The following is a 19,219-nucleotide window of genomic DNA, read 5'->3' on the forward strand; positions in this document are numbered from 1 at the left end:
CGGACCGCCGGGCCGGCGGCCCGTGACGACGTCGAAGGCACTGGTCCCGGGGCTCACGGCCGCGCGGTCCCGGTGCTCCCTGCCTCTGCGTCGAAGCCTGCAACCGGACCGATGACCACGATCGCCGGCGGCCGCACGTTCTGGGTGCGGGCGTCGGCCCCCGCCTGCGACAGAGTGGACCGGACGAGTCGCTGACTGCCGAGCGTCGCGTTCTCGATGATCGCCACCGGGAGGTCGCGCGCCCTGCCACCGTCCATCAGCGCCGAGGTGAACACGTCGAGGCGTTCGACAGCCATCATGAGCACGATGGTGCCGCGCATCTGAGCCAGCGCCTGCCAGTTCACCAGGGAGTCGGGATGCCCCGGCGGGATGTGTCCGGACACCACGACGACCTCATGGGTGATGCCGCGGTGGGTGACCGGGATCCCGGCCGCCGACGGACCTGCGATGGCGCTGGTGATCCCCGGGACCACCGTCACCGGGACCCCCGCCGCCACGCAGGCTTCGAGTTCTTCGAACCCGCGACCGTAGACGTAGGGGTCACCGCCCTTGAACCGGACCACGAACTTGCCCGCCTTCGCCCGCTCGACCAGAACGTCGTTGATGGCCTCCTGCTTCATCGCGCGACCGTAGGGCACCTTGGCGGCATCGATGATCTCGACATGTGGTCCGAGCTCGGCCAGCAGCGCAGGTGGCGCGAGCCGGTCTGCGACGACCACGTCGGCAGCGGCGAGCAGCCTGCGGCCACGCACGGTGATCAGATCGGGGTCACCCGGACCGCCTCCGATCAATGCGACCCCGGGGGGATGAGGCTCCCGCGCCGCGGCCTCCAGCCCGGCTGCTCCCAGTTCTCCCCCGCTGAGCGCTTGCCCGATCGCAGTACGCACAGCCGCCGAACGACGATGATCGCCGGCGGCGATCACTCCGATCCGGAGTTGGTCGTGGCTCAGTGACGCGGGGGTCACCGCCGTTCCGTGTCTGGCGTCGTCGGCTCGGACGCAGAAGATCCGTCGGGATTCCGCCTCGGCCACCACGGCGGCATTGACCTCGGCGTCGTCGGTGCACGCCAGGGCATACCAGGCGCCGTTCAGATCACCGTCGCGATAGGGCCGGGTGTGCAGCGTGATGTGTGGGAACGACTCGACCGTGGGCGTGGCCACCGGCGCGATCACGTGGATGTCCGCGCCGCTGTCGGCCAGGGTGGGCAGCCGCCGCTGGACCACCGAACCCGCGCCTACGATGACCACCTTGCGACCGGTGAGTTCGAGACCCACCAGATAGTGGTGGTCCCCCGACCCCTCGCCGGAGTTCGGCTGCATTGGACCTGACTGCGCCTTCGACATGGGTAGACCGTACCCACGCCCATCGGTACCCTGCGCCGGCACTCTCGCCCCAGTTCACAAACACGAGGCAGTTCGCGAAAAAAGTGACCTACACCACCGCAACGAGGCTGCCTGCCAACCGGTCCCGTGTGGTGGCTGCGCTACGGGCTCACCAGGAGGAGACCCGGTCCACCGCTCTTCTGGCTGCCCGGACCAGCCGCGCGACACCTTCAGGATGAGCAGCGGGATGGGTGTGCAGATATGACGCATGGACGCGACCGGCCGTCCAACCCTCGGTCTGCGCCGTTCCCTCCCGGCGCCAGCCCCACGCCGACGGTGTCGACCCGTCGAGGGCGGTGACGGTGGTTCGGTGGAACTCGTGCCCCCGCATCCGGGTTCCGGCATCGAAGAGGATCGAATCGGTCAGCGCGACGGCGTCGCGATATCCGAGGGTCAGCGTTGTGCCGAACGTGCCACGCAGCGGCAGGATCCCGGCCATGGTGTGGTCGTCGAGACTCTGCGCGAGGTAGAGCAGACCGGCACACTCTGCGTGGATCGGGATACCCGCGCCGGCGGCGGCACGAAGCTGGGTGAGCAGGCGGCGGTTGGCCGCAAGCGCTGCGGCGTGCTCCTCAGGGAAGCCTCCACCGATCACCACGGCGCCGCAGTCGGCGGGCAGTAGATCGCACAGCGGGTCGAAAGGCACGACCTCGGCACCTGCCGCGGTGAGCAACTCGGTGTGCTCGGCGTATCCGAAGGTGAACGCGGCACCGGCGGCAACCGCTACCACCGGCGCAGGACCGGCGTACTCGTCGTGGTCCGCACCGACCTCCACGGCCGGCGACCATACCGGGCCGCTCCGACCCGCGCCGATGTCCGCGGCGGCGATGATCGCGGGCAGATCCACAGAGCCACCGATCAATTCGGTCATGGCGTTGATCGCGGCAAGGGCCTCCGGACCGCGTTCGGCCGCGGGGATGAGCCCGAGGTGCCGGGAGGGGACCGCCATACTCGCATTCCGCGGAACCGCTCCGAACACCTCGAGTCCGGCCCTGGCACATGCCTGCCGCAGGACGAACTCGTGTCTCGGAGAACCCACTCGGTTAAGGATCACCCCTCGGATGTCGATACCGGGGTCGAAGCTGACGAAACCGTGCAGGATCGCGGCCAGACTCTGACTGTGCCCGGAGGCGTCGACGACGAGGATCACGGGAGCGCCGAGCAATGCAGCCACCTGGGCTGTCGAACCAGGGGCCACCGCGGGCATGTGGTCTTCGGTGATGCGGCCGTCGAACAGCCCCATCACGCCCTCCACGACGGCGATGTCGCAGCCGGCGCTGCCCGAGCGGTAGAGCGGACCGATCAGTTCTTCGCCCACGAGCACGGGGTCGAGGTTGCGACCCGGTCTGCCCGCGGCGAGGCCGTGATATCCGGGGTCGATGTAGTCGGGCCCGACCTTGAACGGTGCAACCCGGTGCCCCGACCGCGCCAGCGCACCGATCAGACCGGTGGTCACCGTCGTCTTGCCGCTGCCTGACGCAGGTGCCGCGATGACCACTGCCGGGGGCGCGCCGCTCACCATTCGATTCCTCGCTGTCCCTTTCGACCGGCGTCCATCGGGTGGCGGGTTTTCACCATCTCGGTCACGAGGTCGGCTGCGTCGACCAGCGCCGCGGGCGCACGACGGCCGGTGATGACCACATGCTGTTTTCCCTCACGTGCACGCAGCACCTCGACCACGTCGTCGACGTCTATCCAGCCCCAGTTCAAGGGGTAGGTGAACTCGTCGAGCACATAGAACTGATGCGTTTGGTCGATGATCCGGCGGCGGATCTCGGCCCAGCCCTGCGCTGCTTGGTCAGCGTGTTCGGTCTCGCCGCCCGAATGCCGGATCCACGACCAGCCCTCGCCCATCTTGTGCCATTGCACCGGGCCGCCCTGGCCGGTCTCGGTGTGCAGTTGACCGAGAGCGGTGAGGGCCGACTCTTCTCCGACCTTCCACTTCGCGCTCTTGACGAACTGGAAGACCCCGATGTCGAGTCCCGCGTTCCATGCCCGCATGGCCATTCCGAACGCGGCTGTCGACTTACCCTTGCCGTCCCCGGTGTGCACGGCGAAGACAGGTTGGTTGCGCCTTGCCCTGGTGGTCAGACCGTCGTCGGGGATGACCGATGGAACTCCCTGCGGCACAACATGTCCCTTCTGATGTTCGAGCTCCGATCCGCGTCCGCGGATCCGTAGACCGATGCCTGCGTTCAGGCCGCGGACCGGACCACGCCGGCGACTCCCCCGGCGGTCAGGTCTGCGATCTGTACACATTCTCCACCGAGTTGGCCGGCCAGCACCCGGGCGAGGCCCAACCGCACCATCCCCTGCTCGCAATCTATGACGATCGCCGAGGTGCCCTCGCGCCGCACGCGGTCCGCCGCGGCACCGGCGCGCGCGAGCGCTGAGGGTCCAGCAGTCGCTCTGCCGTCGGTCAGCACCACCACGATCGGGCGACGATTCGGTTCCTTGTGGCGGTTACGCCGCACGACGTCCCGCGCGGTCAGCAGACCTTCGGCGAGTGGTGTACGACCACCGGTACGAAGGCCGGTCAACCGGCGCACCGCCGCGTCGACCGAACGCGTCGGCGGCACCGTGATCTCGGCGCCCGCTCCCCGCATCGTCACCACGGCGACGCGGTCACGGCGTTGGTAGGAATCCCGGAGCATCGACACCACGGCACCCGACACCGCGTCGAGTCGCTTGCGGGCTGTCATAGACCCGGACAGATCGAGGACGAACACGACCAGATTGCCCTCTTTGCCGCGACGCAGTGCACCGCGAATGTCCTGCGGTAACACCTGCAGCCTGGTGTTTCGCCGCTCGACGTGATTGTCCGCGGCAGCAAGCACCGTAGCGATCAGGTGTATCCCGTTGCCGCCCTCCCGCACTCCGCGCACCGCCTGACCACGAATGCTCTGTGACGCCGACCGTCGGCCGGGTTCACCGTTACCGACGCCGCGCGCCTTGAGTGCCTTGACCGCGGCGCCGCCTGCGGCCGGCGAGAATCCCGGGCCAGGAGGCGACATTCCTCCCCCACCGGGACCGCCGGGATCGGGGTCAGGATCCGGATCCGACTGCTGCGCCGACGATTCCGACGGACTGGGTTCTGCCGGCGATTCCTGATCGGCTGCCGAGTCCTCGTCGGAGTCCGGAGGCCCACTCGGGGCGGTCTGTTCATCCGCCTTGTCCATCGCGTCATCGAGCTGCTGTTCGGTCAGACCTGGCTCGTCGAAAGGGTCGCGTCGGCGGCGGTGTGGCAAGGCCAATTCGACCGCGCGCCGCACATCGATGTCTTCGACGCGCTCGGCGCCCCGCCATGCTGCATGGGCCCGCGCAGTTCTCGCGACCACCAGATCGCCGCGCAGACCGTCGACCTCGAGTTCCATGCAGATCGCAGCGATCCTGCGAAGCTGTGCCGGCGGCAACTCGACGGAGTCGAGATCCGCTCGCGCGCGGACGATGGCGGCGGCCACCGCCGCGTCCTGGTCGGCGAAACCGGCCGCGAACCCGGCGGGATCGTGCTCGTAGGCCAGCCGGCGCTCGATGACAGATACCCTCGTGGCAATCTCCCGGGGCGCGCTGACGTCCACCGCCAGCCCGAACCGGTCCAGGAGTTGCGGTCGCAGCTCCCCTTCCTCGGGATTCATCGTGCCGACGAGGACGAAGCGGGCCGACTGGGTGTGCGACATCCCGTCTCGTTCGATGACGACCCTGCCGGTGGCGGCGGCGTCGAGCAACACGTCGACCAGGTGATCAGCGAGCAGATTGACCTCGTCGATGTAGAGGACACCACCATCGGCGCCGGCCAACAGGCCCGGCGTGAACGCCTTCTCACCTTCGGACAGGATCTTCTGGAGGTCGAGCGAGCCGATCACGCGGTCTTCGGTGGCACCGATGGGCAATTCCACCACCGCCGCCGACGAATCCGGCAACAGCGGCCCGAGCGCGCGGACCACCGTCGTCTTGGCCGTGCCTTTCTCTCCCCGCACGAGGACGCCGCCGATCTCCGGCGCGATGGCGGAAAGGATCAGGGCGAGTTTGAGTTGCTCCTGCCCGACGACCGCACTGAACGGAAAATGCGTGTCAGCGATGAGCGCCACCGCGAATCATGGGGACGTGCGGGACGCCGTCCAGAAGATGCTCCTCACCTTCCACCGTGAAGCCGTGCTTGGCGTACATCTCGACGAGGTACGTCTGCGCGTGGATCCGGCAGATGTCCGATCCGACGTCGGCCAGCGCGGTCTGCAGGAGCCGGGTGGTGTGACCCTGCCCGCGATGTGAGCGTTCGGTGCACAGTCGGCCGATCCGATACGACTTGCCGCCGTCGTGCTCCTCGAGCAGTCGCAGCGTGCTGATGATCTCGCCGTCTTCCTCGAGCCACAGATGACGCGTGTCCTGGTCGAGATCACGCCCGTCGAGTTCGGCGTAGGGGCACGACTGCTCGACGACGAACACCTCCACCCGCAGCTGCAAGATCTTGTACAGCGTCGACATGTCGATGTCCTGGGCCCAATAACGGTGCAGGCTTGCAGTTGCGGTCATATGCAAGTGCCTATCACACGGCGGTGGGCGTCGCCAGATGAGAATCTCCCTCATCCGCGACCGGAGCCGGGGTGTCCTGCAGCTCCAGCACCTTCGATGTCCAATCCCACACCTGCGCAAACAGATCGGGATTGTCGTTCAACTTCGAACCGAGCGACGGGATCATCTCTCCGAGCACAGGCTTCCAAGCCGTGAAATGCTTCGGGAAACAACGCTCGAGCACGTCGAGCATCGCGGGCACCGCCGTGGAGGCACCGGGAGATGCACCCAGCAGGCCGGCGATGCTGCCGTCCTCCGCCGCGACGACAGCGGTGCCGAACTCCAGAGCACCGCCGCGGCCCTTCTTGCGGATCACCTGGACACGCTGACCGGCGACGATCATCTCCCAGTCCTTGCCATCCGCGCGCGGCACGAATTCGGAGAGCGTTTCGACCCGGTCGGCCGGTCCGGCCGCCAACTCACTGATCAGATACTTGAGGAGGCCGAACTCCTTGGGCGCGATCGAGAGCATCGGCAAGACGTTGCCGGGCTTGACCGACGCGATGAGATCGGTGTTCTTGCCTTCCTTGAGGAACTTGGGTGACCAGCCGGCATAGGGCCCGAACAGCAGTCCGGGTTTGCCGCCGATGACACGAGTGTCCAAGTGCGGTACGGACATCGGGGGTGCGCCGACCGCGGCCTTGCCGTACACCTTCGCGGCGTGCTCATCGATGAGGGCCGGATCGGTGCAACGGAAGAAGGCACCGCTGACCGGGAACCCGCCGAACCCCTTTGCTTCCTTGATGCCCGACTTCTGCAGCAACTGCAGGGCCCCGCCGCCGGCACCGACGAAGACGAAACCGGCCTTGACGGTGGACTTTTCCTTTGTCCGCAGATTCTTGACCTTGATCCGCCAGCTGCCGTCCGACTCTTTGGTGATGTTGGTGACGGCGTGCCCGAAATTGACCGTCGCGCCGGAGTGCCCGAGGTAACCGATCAGCTGCTGGGTGAGGGCACCGAAGTCCACGTCGGTGCCACCGTCGAACCAGTTCAGCGCCACCGGATCGGAGAAGTCGCGACCCGCGGACATCAGCGGGAGCCGCTTGGTGAACTCGCCAGGATCAGTGATGTACTCCATACCCTTGAACAGGGTTTCGCCTGCCAAGTTGTCGTACCGCTTGCGTAGGTAGTCGACGTTGGACTCGCCGTGCACGAAGCTGACGTGCGGGATGGGATTGATGAACTCGCTCGGATCGCGGAGCACCCCGGACTCCACGGAGTTCGCCCAGAACTGACGCGACACCTGGAACTGCTCGTTGATCGCGAGTGCCTTGGTGATGTCGACATCCCCGTCGGCGGTCTGCGGGGTGTAGTTCAATTCACACAACGCCGAGTGTCCGGTTCCGGCGTTGTTCCACGGATCGCTGCTCTCAGCGGCGGCGGCATCGAGGCGCTCGAAGACGGTGATCGACCAGTCGGGCTGCAGACGATGCAGAAGCGCACCCAGGGTGGCACTCATGATTCCGGCGCCTACCAGCACGATGTCGGTTGTGGTGACTCCGCCGTCGCGCGGGGTTGCAGACTCAGACACTCCAGCTCAACTTCCTCATTCGGCGAACCTTCAGATGACATTCATTGTTCCTTATCGGCGACGGAAGGCTGTAATGCGGTCGGCCGAACCCCCGCATCATCTCCGGCGCCGCGGCCCGCGCGCCTACAGTGTGAAATCGTGGCCTCTTCCCGCTGGCAGCCCGACGTACTCGGCCCAGACTTCTCGGCATTGACGTTCGACCTCGGCAACGACCCCGACGGCGAGGGCCAGATCACTGCGACGCTGGTCCGGCACGAGCAGGGAGCCGCGGCCACCGCCGCCGTTCTCTACGTTCACGGCTTCACCGACTATTTCTTCCAGCGACCACTCGCGGAGTTCTTCGCGCAACGCGGTTACGCGTTCTATGCGCTGGATCTGCGCAAGTGCGGGCGCTCGCAACGCCCCGGACAGACGCCGCACCACATCACGGACCTGGCCATGTACGACGCGGAACTGGGCCTGGCGGCCGCAGAGATCAACGCCGCCACCGGTGGCCGGCCCCTGCTGGTCGCCGCGCATTCGACCGGCGGCCTGATCACCACCCTGTGGCTCGATCGACTCCGTCGTGGGCTCGATCGACTCCGTCGTGGGCTCGATCGACTCCATCGTGATCCGGGCGCGGCCGGCCCCACCGGGCTGGTCCTCAACTCCCCCTGGTTCGACCTGCAAGGTGCCCCGATCCTGCGAAGCGCGGGGACCACCGTGGTGAACTCGGTGGCGCGGGTGCGGCCCCTGGCGACGATCCCCCGCAAGATCGCAGGCGCCTACGGTGAGAGTCTGCACAACAGCGTGCACGGCGAGTGGGAGTACGACCTGAACTACAAACCGCTACATGGCTATCCGGTGACGTTCGGGTTCTTGAGTGCGGTGCGCCGGGGACACGCGACGCTGCACCGGGGGCTCGACATCGGTGTGCCGTCCCTGGTGCTGCATTCAGACGCGACAACACTGGAGGGTCCGGCTGCCGACGGCCGGACCCCACACATCGACACCGCCGACGGAGTCCTGGACACCCGCCAGATCGCCCGATGGACCGGCTGCCTGGGCAATCGGGTCAGTGCGGTCCCCGTCCCCGGCGCCCGCCACGACGTCTTCCTGTCCCGGCAGGGCGCCAGGGACACCGCATACACCGAGCTCGACAACTGGTTGCTGAGCAACGACGATCGGATACGAGGAGCCCTCCATGAGTGAGTCCACATCGGTTGACCTGGCCATCATCGGCTCGGGTACGGGAAACTCGATCCCCGACGAACGGTTCGCCGATCAGAAGGTCGCGATCTTCGAAGAGAGCATCTACGGCGGGACCTGCCTCAACGTGGGTTGCATCCCGACGAAAATGTTCGTCTACGCCGCCGAGGTCGCCGAGACCATTCGCGAAGGCGAGCGGCTGGGTGTCACCGGCTCCGTCGACAAGGTCGACTGGCCGGGCATCGTGAACCGGGTCTTCGGCCGAATCGATCCGATCTCCGCGGGCGGCAAACGCTACCGGGTCGAGGATTGCGACAACATCACCGTCTACACCAGTCACGTCACCTTCGACGGGGTCGACTCCGACGGCCGCTACCGTTTGCGGACCGGCGCAGGCGACCTGGTGCTGGCGGCGCGGGTCGTCATCGCCTCCGGCTCCAGGCCGGTCATCCCGGACATCATCGCCGACAGTGGGGTCAGATACCACACGAACGAAGACGTCATGCGACTACCGGAGCTGCCGGAACGACTGGTCATCGTCGGTAGCGGCTATATCGCCGCCGAGTTCGCACACGTCTTCGGAGCGCTCGGGTCCAAGGTCTCCGTCATCGCCCGCAGCGGCGCACTGCTCCGTGGCCAGGACCCGGCCATCTCGACACGCTTCACCGAGATCGCCTCGGCCGCATGGGATGTGCACTTCAATGCGGCGTTGGCCGCTGTCGAAACCGTCGATGGGGCGATCCGCATCACGTTCGTCGACGGCACCGTGCTCGAGGCGGACGCGCTTCTCGTCGCGGTGGGTCGGGTACCGAACTCCGACAAGCTCGGCCTCGAATCGATCGGCCTCGAGGTGGATGAAGACGGCCGCATCGAGCGGGACTCCTACGGCCGCACCGCGGCCCGCGGCGTATGGACGTTGGGAGACGTCAGCTCGCCGTACCAACTCAAGCACGTGGCCAATCACGAGGGCCGGGTCGTCCAGGCGAATCTGCTACGGGGCTGGGACAGCACCGATCTGCAGCCGTTCGATCTCCGCTTCGTGCCTGCGGCCGTCTTCACCCATCCGCAGATCGCTTCGGTCGGGATGACCGAGACCGAGGCGCGGGACGCCGGCCTCGACATCACCGTGAAGGTGCAGAACTACGGCGACGTCGCATACGGCTGGGCGATGGAGGACAAGACCGGCCTATGCAAGCTGATTGCAGAGAAGGGCACGGGCCGTCTCCTCGGCGCCCACCTCATCGGCCCGCAAGCGCCCTCGATCATCCAACCGGTGATCCAGGCGATGTCCTTCGGGCTCGACGCCGCGACGATGGCCCGCGGTCAGTACTGGATTCACCCAGGTATGCCCGAGGTCTTGGAGAACGCACTGCTGGGGCTCGAGATCTGAGGGACGTCAGTAAATCACCACACCGCTGACCGCAACGCGATCTCGCTCGCAAGAGCGGCGGGGGCGTTCTGCGGGATCCAGTGATCGACGCCCTCCAATGCCGCGAATCGGTAGTCGGAGTACACGAATCGGCTACTCCCCTCCGCCTGCTCACGGCCCAGCGCATCGTCTCCGTCACCCCACAGCACCGTCGTCGGTGCCTCGATCGGAGGACAGGCGAGGTTCGCCTTGATGTCGCCGGTGAAGTTGCCGCGATACCAGTTGAGTGCTGCGGTCAGCGCCGGACGCTTCGTGAGCGGCAGCACGCTGTCGTCGGGGACCAACTCTCGCAAGATCTTCGCGTCGTCGGCAAGCAGCGTGTCCTCGGCGTCTGGCTTCACGAAGTCGAGGATGTAGGACGATCGGCCACGCTGGTCACTGCTCGCCAGTGATGCTGCGATGGACGAGGGGTGTCCGACGCTGACGGCAACCAACCCGGTCACCCGGTGCGGGTGATGCCCTGCCAGATGCCAGGCGACGAGCGATCCGAAGTCGTGCCCCACGACCATCGTGTATCCGATACCGAGCGCGTCCAGGATGCCTACGGCGTCGGACGCGAGGTGTCGGAGCTGATATGCGTCGACCTCGTCGGGCCGGGCAGCCGGCGAGTATCCGCGCTGATCCGGGACGATCGTACGAAGTCCGGAGTCGTGCAGTCTTCCGACCACCGAATCGAAACAGGCTCCGGTATTGGGGAATCCGTGCAGCAGCAGCACTGACGGTCCGGTCTCGGGGCCCCCGATCCGGACGTCGAACTCAAGGTCACCGACGGCGATGGTGCGATGTTCGATGCTCACCCGGCCAGCCTACGTGTCGACCCGTCGGCGGCGGGTCAACTCAGCGAGGTGGTGATCACCGGCAGTCCGTGGGGTACCCCTGAGCTGAGGAGGTCTGTGACGAACCTCATGTCGAGTTCGGTCTCGACCAGGTCGGCGATGAGGTCGAGCTGGGCCATCCGGGCCTCCTCGAAGCTGACCCGGCCGACCTCGAAGCCGCCCAACCCCACCCACCGGGCGACCTCACGGAGGTAGTCGCGGCGGAAGTCGTCGTTCGCCAGCAACCCGTGCCAGTGGGTCCCGGCGACCGCGCCCGCGACACTTCCCTCTGGTCCGAGCTCGTCGTCGTGCAGCAACGGCGTGTCATCACCGCCGATCGCGCGACCGTGATGGATTTCATACCCGCGCACCGCATGTCCCGATGCGACCCCCACCGATTGCCGGAGGATCTTGCGGGCGGCGAACTGCACTGTCACCGTGAGGATTCCCAGTCCCGACACTGTTCCCGCACGCGCTTCGACATCGTCGACGATGGTGGTACCGAGCATCTGGTAACCGCCGCAGATGCCCAGGATCGGCCGGCCGAGGCGGGCCCGTTCGGTGAGCACGTCATCGATACCGCGGCTACGCAGCCAGGCAAGATCGGAGACGGTCGCCTTGCTTCCCGGCAACACGACGAGATCGGCAGCTGCGACACTCGCGGGGTCGTCGACCCATCGCACATCCACCCCCGGCTCGCATGCCAGGGCCTCGACGTCGGTCGAGTTCGAGATCCTCGGCAACCGGATGGCGACGACGGACAAGCGTGCCGAACCGACCGCGGGCGCGGCCCTTCCCACCGGTGTACCCACCACGCTGGCCAGAGAGTCCTCGGCGTCGAGCCACAACCCGTCGGCATAGGGCACGACGCCGATCGTGGGGCGGCCCGTCAGCTCGAGCAGTTGCCGTAGACCGGGTTCGAGGATCGAGCGATCGCCGCGGAACTTGTTGATCACGAAACCGGCGATCCGGGCTTGGTCCGCCGGCCCCAGACAGGCCAGGGTCCCCAGAAGGTGCGCGAGGACGCCTCCCCGATCGATGTCCCCGACCACGATCACCGGCAGGTCACCGAGTGCGGCCAAACCCATGTTCGCGATATCGCTGCGCCGCAGGTTGATCTCCGCGGGCGAACCGGCACCCTCACAGATCACCACATCGAAATCTGCACGCAGAGAGGCCAACTCGTCGGATACGACGTTTGCCAGTGCCGCCCTGCGGGCGTGATAGTCGGCCGCACCGACCGTTCCGTCGACCTGCCCGCGCACCACGACTTGCGACCGGCGGTCGCTGCCGGGCTTGAGGAGGACCGGGTTGAACCGGACCGAGGGCGCCAGCCCACACGCGGAGGCCTGCATCGCCTGCGCGCGACCTATCTCGCCGCCGTCGAGGGTCACGACGGAGTTGTTCGACATGTTCTGCGCCTTGAACGGGGCCACCGAGACCCCGGAACGATGCAGCGCACGACACAGCCCTGCGACGATCAGACTCTTACCCGCGTCAGAGCTCGTTCCCGCGACCAGCAACGCCCCCCGCGGTTGGGGAGACAAGTCAGGCGTCCGGCACGGTGAGGACCTCGGCCCCGGACTCGGTGACCACGAGGGTGTGCTCGAACTGGGCGGTCCACTTGCGGTCGGCGGTCGCGACCGTCCAGCCGTCGTCCCAGATCTCGTAGTCGAGGGCGCCCAGGTTGATCATCGGTTCGATGGTGAACACCATGCCGGGTTCGATCAGGGTGTCGATGTTCGGTTGGTCGTAATGCAGGATGACCAGGCCGTTGTGGAAGGTCTCACCGATGCCGTGGCCGGTGAAATCACGAACGACGTTGTAGCCGAAACGATTCGCGTACGACTCGATGACGCGGCCGATCACGTTGAGCTCACGGCCGGGGCGCACTGCCTTGATGGCACGGTTCGTCGCCTCCCGCGTGCGGTCGACGAGATCGACAACCTCAGGTGCGACATCGCCTGCGAGGAACGTTGCGTTGGTGTCCCCATGGACGCCGTTGATGTACGCCGTGACATCGATGTTGACGATGTCGCCGTCCTCGATCACCGTCGAATCCGGGATACCGTGGCAGATCACCTCGTTGAGAGACGTGCAGCACGACTTCGGGAATCCTTTGTAACCCAGCGTCGACGGATACGCGCCGTGATCGACCATGTACTCGTGCGCCACCCGGTCGAGGTGATCGGTGGTCACTCCCGGTGCGACAGCCTTTCCGGCCTCGGCGAGGGCGTTGGCGGCGATCTTGCTCGCCAATCGCATCTTCTCGATTGTCTCGGGGGTCTGCACCCAGGGCTCGTGACCTTCGGCGGCAGTGGACTTCCACACGTACTCGGGTCGCTCGATGGTGGCCGGCACCGGCAGTGTCGGCGAGATCTCGCCAGGGGCGAGTGGGGCACGAACAGGCATGTCTTCAGCCTATCTGTTCTCCGCTGGACTGATCCCGCCCGTCTCACCCACACGATCCGAACCCCGGGGTCGGTGACAAGTAAGGTGACACTCACAGCGCCGGCGGGATGGAGTGATGAATGATCGACACCAGGTTGCCCGGTCGCGGGCGGACCCGGATCATCGCCACGTTGCTCACCGCGTTCGCATTCGTGATCGCGGGATGCTCCACGGCCCCGATCAAAGACACCGCGACCAGCCCTCCCGCCTCCGACGGCGCCCTGCGAACCGGACCGCAGACCGCTCGACTCACCGGTTCCGCCGTCGACCCGGTGGCCCAGAACCCGATCCCGACGCTTCCCGCCACCGCGAAGTCCATCGGTGGAGATGTCACGGTCACCGACATCGGGCGCATCATCGCCATCGACCGCTCCAGCACCCTCGCAAACATCGTGTATTCACTGGGTCTCGGCGACAACGTCGTGGCCCGGGACCGGTCGACGGTGATCCCCGAAGCCGAAAATCTCCCGGTGATCACCGACAACGGGCACTCGGTCAACATCGAGGCCGTGCTCGCCGCCGATCCCAGCGTCGTCCTGATCGACGAGGCCACGAACCCGCCGGGGACCGTCGCACAGCTGCGAGCCGCCGGCCTGACCGTGGTCGTGTTCACGAAGGACCGCACGATCTCGGGTACCGGGCCACTCATCAAGGCCGTGGCGGGCGCACTCGGGGTACCTCGCGAGGGCGAGGCGCTGGCGGCGCGGACCACCCAGCAGATCGACGCGGCCCAGAACCAGGTCCCGGCCGACGCCCGCGGGGCCACGATGGCGTTCCTCTACCTACGCGGCCCGCGCCTGCAACTACTCGCCGGTCCGGGCTCCGGGGCCGACGAATTGATAGCTGCCCTCGGCGGTGTCGACGCGGGCACCGCCGCGGGTCTCACCTCCGCGTTCACCACGGTGAACACCGAGGCGATGATCAACGCCAACCCGGCTGTCATCCTCGTGATGACCCAGGGCGCCGATTCCGTGGGCGGTCTCGAGCAGGTTCTGAAGCTGCCCGGGCTCGCCCAGACCGACGCCGGCCGCAACAACCGTGTCGTCCAGATGGACCAGGCCGAGATCCTGACCTTCGGGCCCGACACCGGGCGTGTTCTGAACGCGTTGTCCGAAGCGATCTACGTGTGAGTTCCGTGCGCGAAGCAGTCCGCAAGGGCAGCGTTGGCGGCGACCGGCGTTCACTGCCGCGCAACGTCATGATCATCGTCGCCATGCTCGTGCTGCTGGTGGTGCTCGTCGGCTGGTCGGCCGCGGTGGGCCAGGTCTACATCGCCCCTGCCGAGGTCCTCGGCTCGGTGTTGCACCACCTCGGCCTCGACATCGGGCCCATGCCGAGCTCGCCCAACGGCGAGGAGACGCTCTGGACGGTCCGGTTCCCGCGGATCGTCATGGGGCTGATCGTCGGGGCCACCCTTGCCTGCGCCGGCTGTCTACTCCAAGGCGTGCTGGCCAATCCCCTGGCAGAGCCCGGCGTCATCGGGGTATCTGCAGGCGCGGCGGTGGGCGCCTGTATCGCGATCGTGTCCGGCGGGATCTGGGCGAGCGTCTGGGGCCTGGCCGGTGCCGCATTCATCAGCGCCCTGATCACCGTCGCGCTGGTCTACACCTTGTCCATGCGGGACGGGTCGTCGTCACCGATCATGCTGATACTGATCGGGATAGCGGTCAACGCCTTCGCCTCGGGGATCATCGCGTTCCTGACGTTCCTCGCGGACACCAACGACCGGGAACAGATCGTGTTCTGGCAGCTCGGATCACTCCAGGGCATCGGGTGGAAGCCGGTCTGGGTGGTGTTGCCCCTGGCCGCCGGCGCCATCGGGGTCAGCATGCTGTTGGTGCGCCGCCTGGATCTGCTGTCGCTCGGCGAGATTCAGGCTGCCGCTCTGGGTGTTCGCGTCGAGAGCGTCCGGCGGATCGTCATCTTGCTGGTTGCAGTGCTCACGGCGGCCGCGGTGGCGTTCACCGGCATCGTCATGTTCGTCGGTCTGGTCGTACCACATCTGATGCGACTGATCGTGGGGCCCAAGCACGCGATCCTGTTGCCGGCCAGTGTCATCGGAGGAGCAATTGTGGTCTGCGCAGCCGATCTCGGCGCCAGGACGTTGATGGACAATGCCGATCTGCCATTGGGGATGCTCACCTCGCTCATCGGCGGTCCGGTGTTCTTCCTGCTCCTGCGCAGTAGCAGACACAGCGGAGTCGGCTGGTGACGGCCACCGGGCCCGCCCTGTCCGCGACCGACGTACACGTGGCCATCGGTGGGCGCGACATCGTCACAGGTGTCGATCTCGTGGTCGACAGCGGGGAGGTCGTGGCGCTCGTCGGGCCGAACGGCTGCGGCAAGTCGACCCTGCTCGCAGGACTAGCGGGGGTACGTCCGGTCTCCGGTGGTGCCGTCCGCTTCTCCGGCCTCGATCTCTCGGACATCGCGCCCATCGAGCTTGCTCGACGCCGCGCCCTGGTCACCCAGCTCAACCGAGCGGACACGCCCTTCCTCGTCCACGAAGTGGTGGAGATGGGCAGGTTTCCCTGGACCCGGACCCATGAGGCAGCCCAGTCGGCCGATTTCGTCGAACAGGCGCTCACCCAGTGCGACCTGCAACAGGTGCGGAATCGGCCGTTCAGTCAACTGTCCGGTGGACAACAGGCCCGCGTCTCACTCGCACGGGCACTCGCCCAGCAGGCACCGGTCCTCATGCTCGACGAACCCACCGCGGCCCTCGACATCCACCATCAAGAACGGTTGTTGACGATTCTCGCCGAGCGTAAGCGCACAGGTGCAGCCATCCTGATCGTCGTCCACGATCTGTCGCTCGCCGCCGCCTACGCCGACCGGGTACTCGTCATGAAGGACGGCCGGCTGGTCGCTTCCGGGCCGACCACCAAGGTGATGACCGCCGAATTGCTCTCAGAGATCTACGACCACCCCGTGATGACCTGGATCCATCCCGACACCGGACAGTTCATCGTGCTCCCTGATCGAACACCCGGGTCGGCGGGGTACCCCCCTCCAGTGCCCCGCCGACCCGAGTAGTGATCTGACGTGGCAATTCGGTAATCGGTTCCCTCAGCTGACCGCAGAGTTCAGAAAAGTGGCACTCAGGCGGTCCACAGGCTCACTCGGGTAGCGCGGCCAGCATCTCGTGGGTGACCGCGACCGCATTGTCGGAGCTGCCGCCGAGAACGACGAGGGTCGCAAAGGCCAGATCACCGCGGTACCCGGCGAACCACGCATGCGAACCACCCTCGACCTCGGCCTCACCGGTCTTGCCGTACACCTCACCGAGGTCTTGCATGCGCAGCGCGGTCCCCGAGGCGATCACCTCGCGCATCATCGGTCGCATCTGGCTGAGCACTGCGGGATCCATCGCGGGGTGCGGACCTGCGATCGTGGTCTCGCGACCGACGATCAGCTGCGGCGTCGGGGTCGCGCCGTGTGCCACCGTCGCCGCGACCATGGCGAGCCCGAACGGGCTGGTCAGCACTTTGCCCTGGCCGAAGCCATCCTCGGTGCGCTGCACCAGTTCAGGCGCGATCGGGACCGAGCCGCTGTCGGTCGGCAACCCCACGACGTCGTATTCGGGTCCGATACCCAGCGATGCCGCTGCCCGGGTGAGATCCGAGGGGCCCATCTCGCTGGCCAACTTGGCGAAGGTCGTATTGCACGAACGGGCGAACGCCGTCTGCATCGGGACCGTGCCCAGCCCGAAGCCGTTGTAGTTCGGCACGCTGCGCTCACCGATGGTCACCTCGCTCGGGCAGCCCACCAACGTGGACGGCGTCGCCAGCCCCGTGCTCATCGCCGCCATCGACGTGACCATCTTGAAGGTCGAGCCGGGCGGGTACAGACCGATGGTCGCGATCTGACCGTCGGCGTCTGCGAGTTCGTTCTGCGCCACCGCGAGGATCCGCCCCGTCGACGGCTGGATCACCACCATCGCGACCTGAAAGTCCTTGCGCTGGTCGACAGCTCGTTGCGCGGCATCCTGCACCTGTCGCGACAGTGAGATCTCCACCGACGGCGCCGGATCCGGCTGGGTCTCTGCGAGAACGTCGGCGTCCACGCCGTTCGGGTTCACCGACACCACGCGCCAGCCGGCTTTCCCGACCAGATCCGCCGACACCTCTTTCTTGACCTGGGTGAGCAACGTGGGCGCGAAGTCCGGATTCGGCGCAACCAGATCCGCCTGTTCGACAGTGCTGACCCCCGGCAGTCCGGCCAGCTGATCTCGGACCAGGTCGAAGTCTCGCTGCGACAACGTGATCACCGCATACTGACCGCCGAGCCCGGTCGCCTGCTCGGCGATGGCCTGGGCGGTCAGGGACGGATCGAACCGCCCGAGCGCGCGGGAGAGATCCCCCGCGGTCGACACCACCGCACCGGACTGTGCGGCGAGGGCGGCATCGAACCGCACCTCATGGACAGTCCCGGGCACCAGCACGTTGGATCCGTCGTTCTCACGGACCGCGGCGCGCTGAGCGTCGACCGTGCGCAGGGTCATGGTCTGGTTGCCGCCGAGCTTGGGATGGATCACCGCCGGAGTCCAGCGGACCTGCCAGCCCGAGTCGGTGCGCGACATCGCGATCGTGGCGCGGTACTTCCAGGCTTGATCTCCGGGAAGCGTCCAGGTGTATTCGGCGGCGACGGTGGCGGTGTCGCCCGTCACCTTCACTCCGGCGGTCTTCGCCGACATGTCCGTGGCAGACAACCCATCCCAGGTGGCGGTGACCGCAGTCGCAGCGGCATCAGGTCGATCCGTCGACTCCCCGGCCTGTTGCGGATCGTTGTCGGCGAAGGCGGACAAGAAGCGTCCTGCGGCGGCGCCGGGGCCATTGTCGTCGGCCGAACACGCCAACATCGAGGCGCCGAGCACCAGGGTGATGGCGACAACCAGCAGACGGGCAGGCCGGCGGCGCACGATACGGATCATCACCACTCATGGTATTTGCGGCGACGCCCCTAACCGGGTTGCCACGCAGAGGCAGGCAGACGGGGAGCTTCTGAGGACTCTGCTCAGTCGACCAGCACGGTCGCGAATGTCCCGACCTCTTTCATGCCCACCCGCCGGTAGGCCTCGCGGGCGGGAGTGTTGAACGAGTTGACATACAAGCTTGCGGTCCGGCCGCCGGCGACGATGGCCTCGACGACCGAGGCGGTACCGGATGCCCCGAGACCCAGGCCACGACGATCCGGCGCAACCCACACACCTTGGATCTGTCCCACCTGCCGCGAGAGCGCGCCGACCTCGGCCTTGAACACGACTTCTCCGCGTTCGAACTTCGCATAGGCGCGGCCCGCGTTGATGAGGCCGGCGATACGTCGTCGATACGAGCGGCCACCGTCGCCGGCGCAGGGATCCACCCCGACCTCACCGATGAACATCTCGACGGCAGCGGGCAGATAGGCGTCGATCTCATCGAGCCGTACGCGCCGCACGAACGGGTCGCCCGGGATCGCCGGGGCGCCGGCCAGCGCCAGAAGTGGTTGATCCATTCGGATTTCACGCGCAGGACCCCAGTACTCCTGTGTGAGATCCCACAGCGGCATGACGAGATCGGCAGGGCCCACGATCGATGAGCAGGCCCTGGGATTGCGGACAGCGCGTTCTGCGAAAGTGCGTACGTCGTCACCGGTACCGATCAGTGGCACGAGGTTGGCACCCGAGAAGCACAGCGACGAACCGGGCTGATTGTTGCTCCAGAGCTCGCCGCCAAGCGATCTGGGGTTGATGCCGTGGTCTTCGACACGCGCGGCGACCATACAGGCCGATACCGGGTCCTGCGCCAGGGCACGGGCAACCGCGTCGAAGTCCCGCTCTCCGAGCGGGCGGTCACCCAACAGCTTCAGCACT

Annotated in this window: 16 protein-coding genes; 5 read left to right on the top strand and 11 right to left on the bottom strand. The window is 66.8% G+C overall.

The genetic code is table 11. The annotated features are described in order from the left end of the window. Positions 1-53: 53 nt before the first annotated feature. From cobA to mqo, 6 genes are all read right to left on the bottom strand, one after another. Positions 54-1,343 (bottom strand): uroporphyrinogen-III C-methyltransferase, encoded by a 1,290-nt coding sequence (cobA, locus tag BH683_RS22875; RefSeq protein WP_210405259.1) that lies wholly within the window; start codon positions 1,341-1,343, stop codon positions 54-56. 148 nt (positions 1,344-1,491) lie between these two features. Next, positions 1,492-2,904 (bottom strand): cobyrinate a,c-diamide synthase, encoded by a 1,413-nt coding sequence (locus BH683_RS22880; RefSeq protein ID WP_084838578.1) that lies wholly within the window; start codon positions 2,902-2,904, stop codon positions 1,492-1,494. Beyond that, a complete protein-coding gene (cobO, locus tag BH683_RS22885; protein ID WP_084838579.1) occupies positions 2,898-3,512 on the bottom strand; it encodes a cob(I)yrinic acid a,c-diamide adenosyltransferase in 615 nt (204 codons plus the stop codon). The genes BH683_RS22880 and cobO overlap by 7 nt, the downstream gene beginning before the upstream one ends. A 65-nt stretch (positions 3,513-3,577) precedes the next feature. After that, a complete protein-coding gene (locus BH683_RS22890) occupies positions 3,578-5,470 on the bottom strand; it encodes a VWA domain-containing protein (RefSeq protein WP_084838580.1) in 1,893 nt (630 codons plus the stop codon). Next, complete coding sequence (locus tag BH683_RS22895) at positions 5,454-5,912, bottom strand: GNAT family N-acetyltransferase (protein ID WP_084838581.1); 459 nt, start codon at positions 5,910-5,912, stop codon at positions 5,454-5,456. Before BH683_RS22895 ends, BH683_RS22890 begins: the two co-directional genes overlap by 17 nt. 13 nt (positions 5,913-5,925) lie before the next feature. Beyond that, positions 5,926-7,482 carry a malate dehydrogenase (quinone) gene (gene mqo, locus BH683_RS22900; RefSeq protein ID WP_281492332.1) on the bottom strand — a complete coding sequence of 519 codons (1,557 nt, stop codon included), beginning with the start codon at positions 7,480-7,482 and terminating at the stop codon, positions 5,926-5,928. A gap of 138 nt (positions 7,483-7,620) precedes the next feature. Here mqo and BH683_RS22905 point away from each other — a divergent pair, with 138 nt between their 5' ends. Beyond that, the gene (locus BH683_RS22905) at positions 7,621-8,673 is read left to right on the top strand and encodes an alpha/beta hydrolase (RefSeq protein WP_246833531.1); all 1,053 of its coding nucleotides are present in this window, start codon (positions 7,621-7,623) and stop codon (positions 8,671-8,673) included. Then, positions 8,666-10,060, top strand: a complete 1,395-nt coding sequence (locus BH683_RS22910; protein ID WP_084838582.1) for a mycothione reductase — start codon at positions 8,666-8,668, stop codon at positions 10,058-10,060. The genes BH683_RS22905 and BH683_RS22910 overlap by 8 nt, the downstream gene beginning before the upstream one ends. Positions 10,061-10,074: 14 nt before the next feature. Here the strand turns inward: BH683_RS22910 and BH683_RS22915 are convergent, their stop codons facing one another. From BH683_RS22915 to map, 3 genes are read right to left on the bottom strand one after another with little or no spacing between them, the layout of a single operon-like run. Then, positions 10,075-10,875 carry an alpha/beta hydrolase gene (locus BH683_RS22915; protein ID WP_084838707.1) on the bottom strand — a complete coding sequence of 267 codons (801 nt, stop codon included), beginning with the start codon at positions 10,873-10,875 and terminating at the stop codon, positions 10,075-10,077. Between the two features lie 56 nt (positions 10,876-10,931). Continuing rightward, positions 10,932-12,461 (bottom strand): cobyric acid synthase, encoded by a 1,530-nt coding sequence (locus BH683_RS22920; RefSeq protein WP_084838583.1) that lies wholly within the window; start codon positions 12,459-12,461, stop codon positions 10,932-10,934. A 1-nt stretch (position 12,462) separates the two neighbouring features. Beyond that, positions 12,463-13,326, bottom strand: a complete 864-nt coding sequence (gene map, locus BH683_RS22925) for a type I methionyl aminopeptidase (protein ID WP_084838584.1) — start codon at positions 13,324-13,326, stop codon at positions 12,463-12,465. A 119-nt stretch (positions 13,327-13,445) separates the two neighbouring features. Between map and BH683_RS22930 the strand changes: the two genes are divergently transcribed. The 3 genes from BH683_RS22930 (at position 13,446) to BH683_RS22940 (ending at position 16,401) form a co-directional block, all read left to right on the top strand. Next, positions 13,446-14,495 (top strand): ABC transporter substrate-binding protein, encoded by a 1,050-nt coding sequence (locus tag BH683_RS22930; protein WP_084838585.1) that lies wholly within the window; start codon positions 13,446-13,448, stop codon positions 14,493-14,495. A gap of 68 nt (positions 14,496-14,563) precedes the next feature. Next, positions 14,564-15,577 carry an iron ABC transporter permease gene (locus BH683_RS22935; RefSeq protein ID WP_084838708.1) on the top strand — a complete coding sequence of 338 codons (1,014 nt, stop codon included), beginning with the start codon at positions 14,564-14,566 and terminating at the stop codon, positions 15,575-15,577. Then, complete coding sequence (locus tag BH683_RS22940) at positions 15,571-16,401, top strand: heme ABC transporter ATP-binding protein (protein ID WP_084838586.1); 831 nt, start codon at positions 15,571-15,573, stop codon at positions 16,399-16,401. The genes BH683_RS22935 and BH683_RS22940 overlap by 7 nt, the downstream gene beginning before the upstream one ends. An 82-nt stretch (positions 16,402-16,483) precedes the next feature. Here the strand turns inward: BH683_RS22940 and BH683_RS22945 are convergent, their stop codons facing one another. Both BH683_RS22945 and BH683_RS22950 read right to left on the bottom strand, forming a co-directional pair. Further along, positions 16,484-18,298: a penicillin-binding transpeptidase domain-containing protein gene (locus tag BH683_RS22945; protein ID WP_084838709.1), complete on the bottom strand. Its 1,815-nt coding sequence runs from the start codon at positions 18,296-18,298 to the stop codon at positions 16,484-16,486. An 83-nt stretch (positions 18,299-18,381) separates the two neighbouring features. Beyond that, positions 18,382-19,218 carry a GNAT family N-acetyltransferase gene (locus BH683_RS22950; RefSeq protein WP_084838587.1) on the bottom strand — a complete coding sequence of 279 codons (837 nt, stop codon included), beginning with the start codon at positions 19,216-19,218 and terminating at the stop codon, positions 18,382-18,384. Position 19,219 lies beyond the last annotated feature (1 nt).

Source organism: Williamsia sp. 1138 (assembly GCF_002095435.2).
Classification (GTDB): Bacteria; Actinomycetota; Actinomycetes; order Mycobacteriales; family Mycobacteriaceae; genus Williamsia.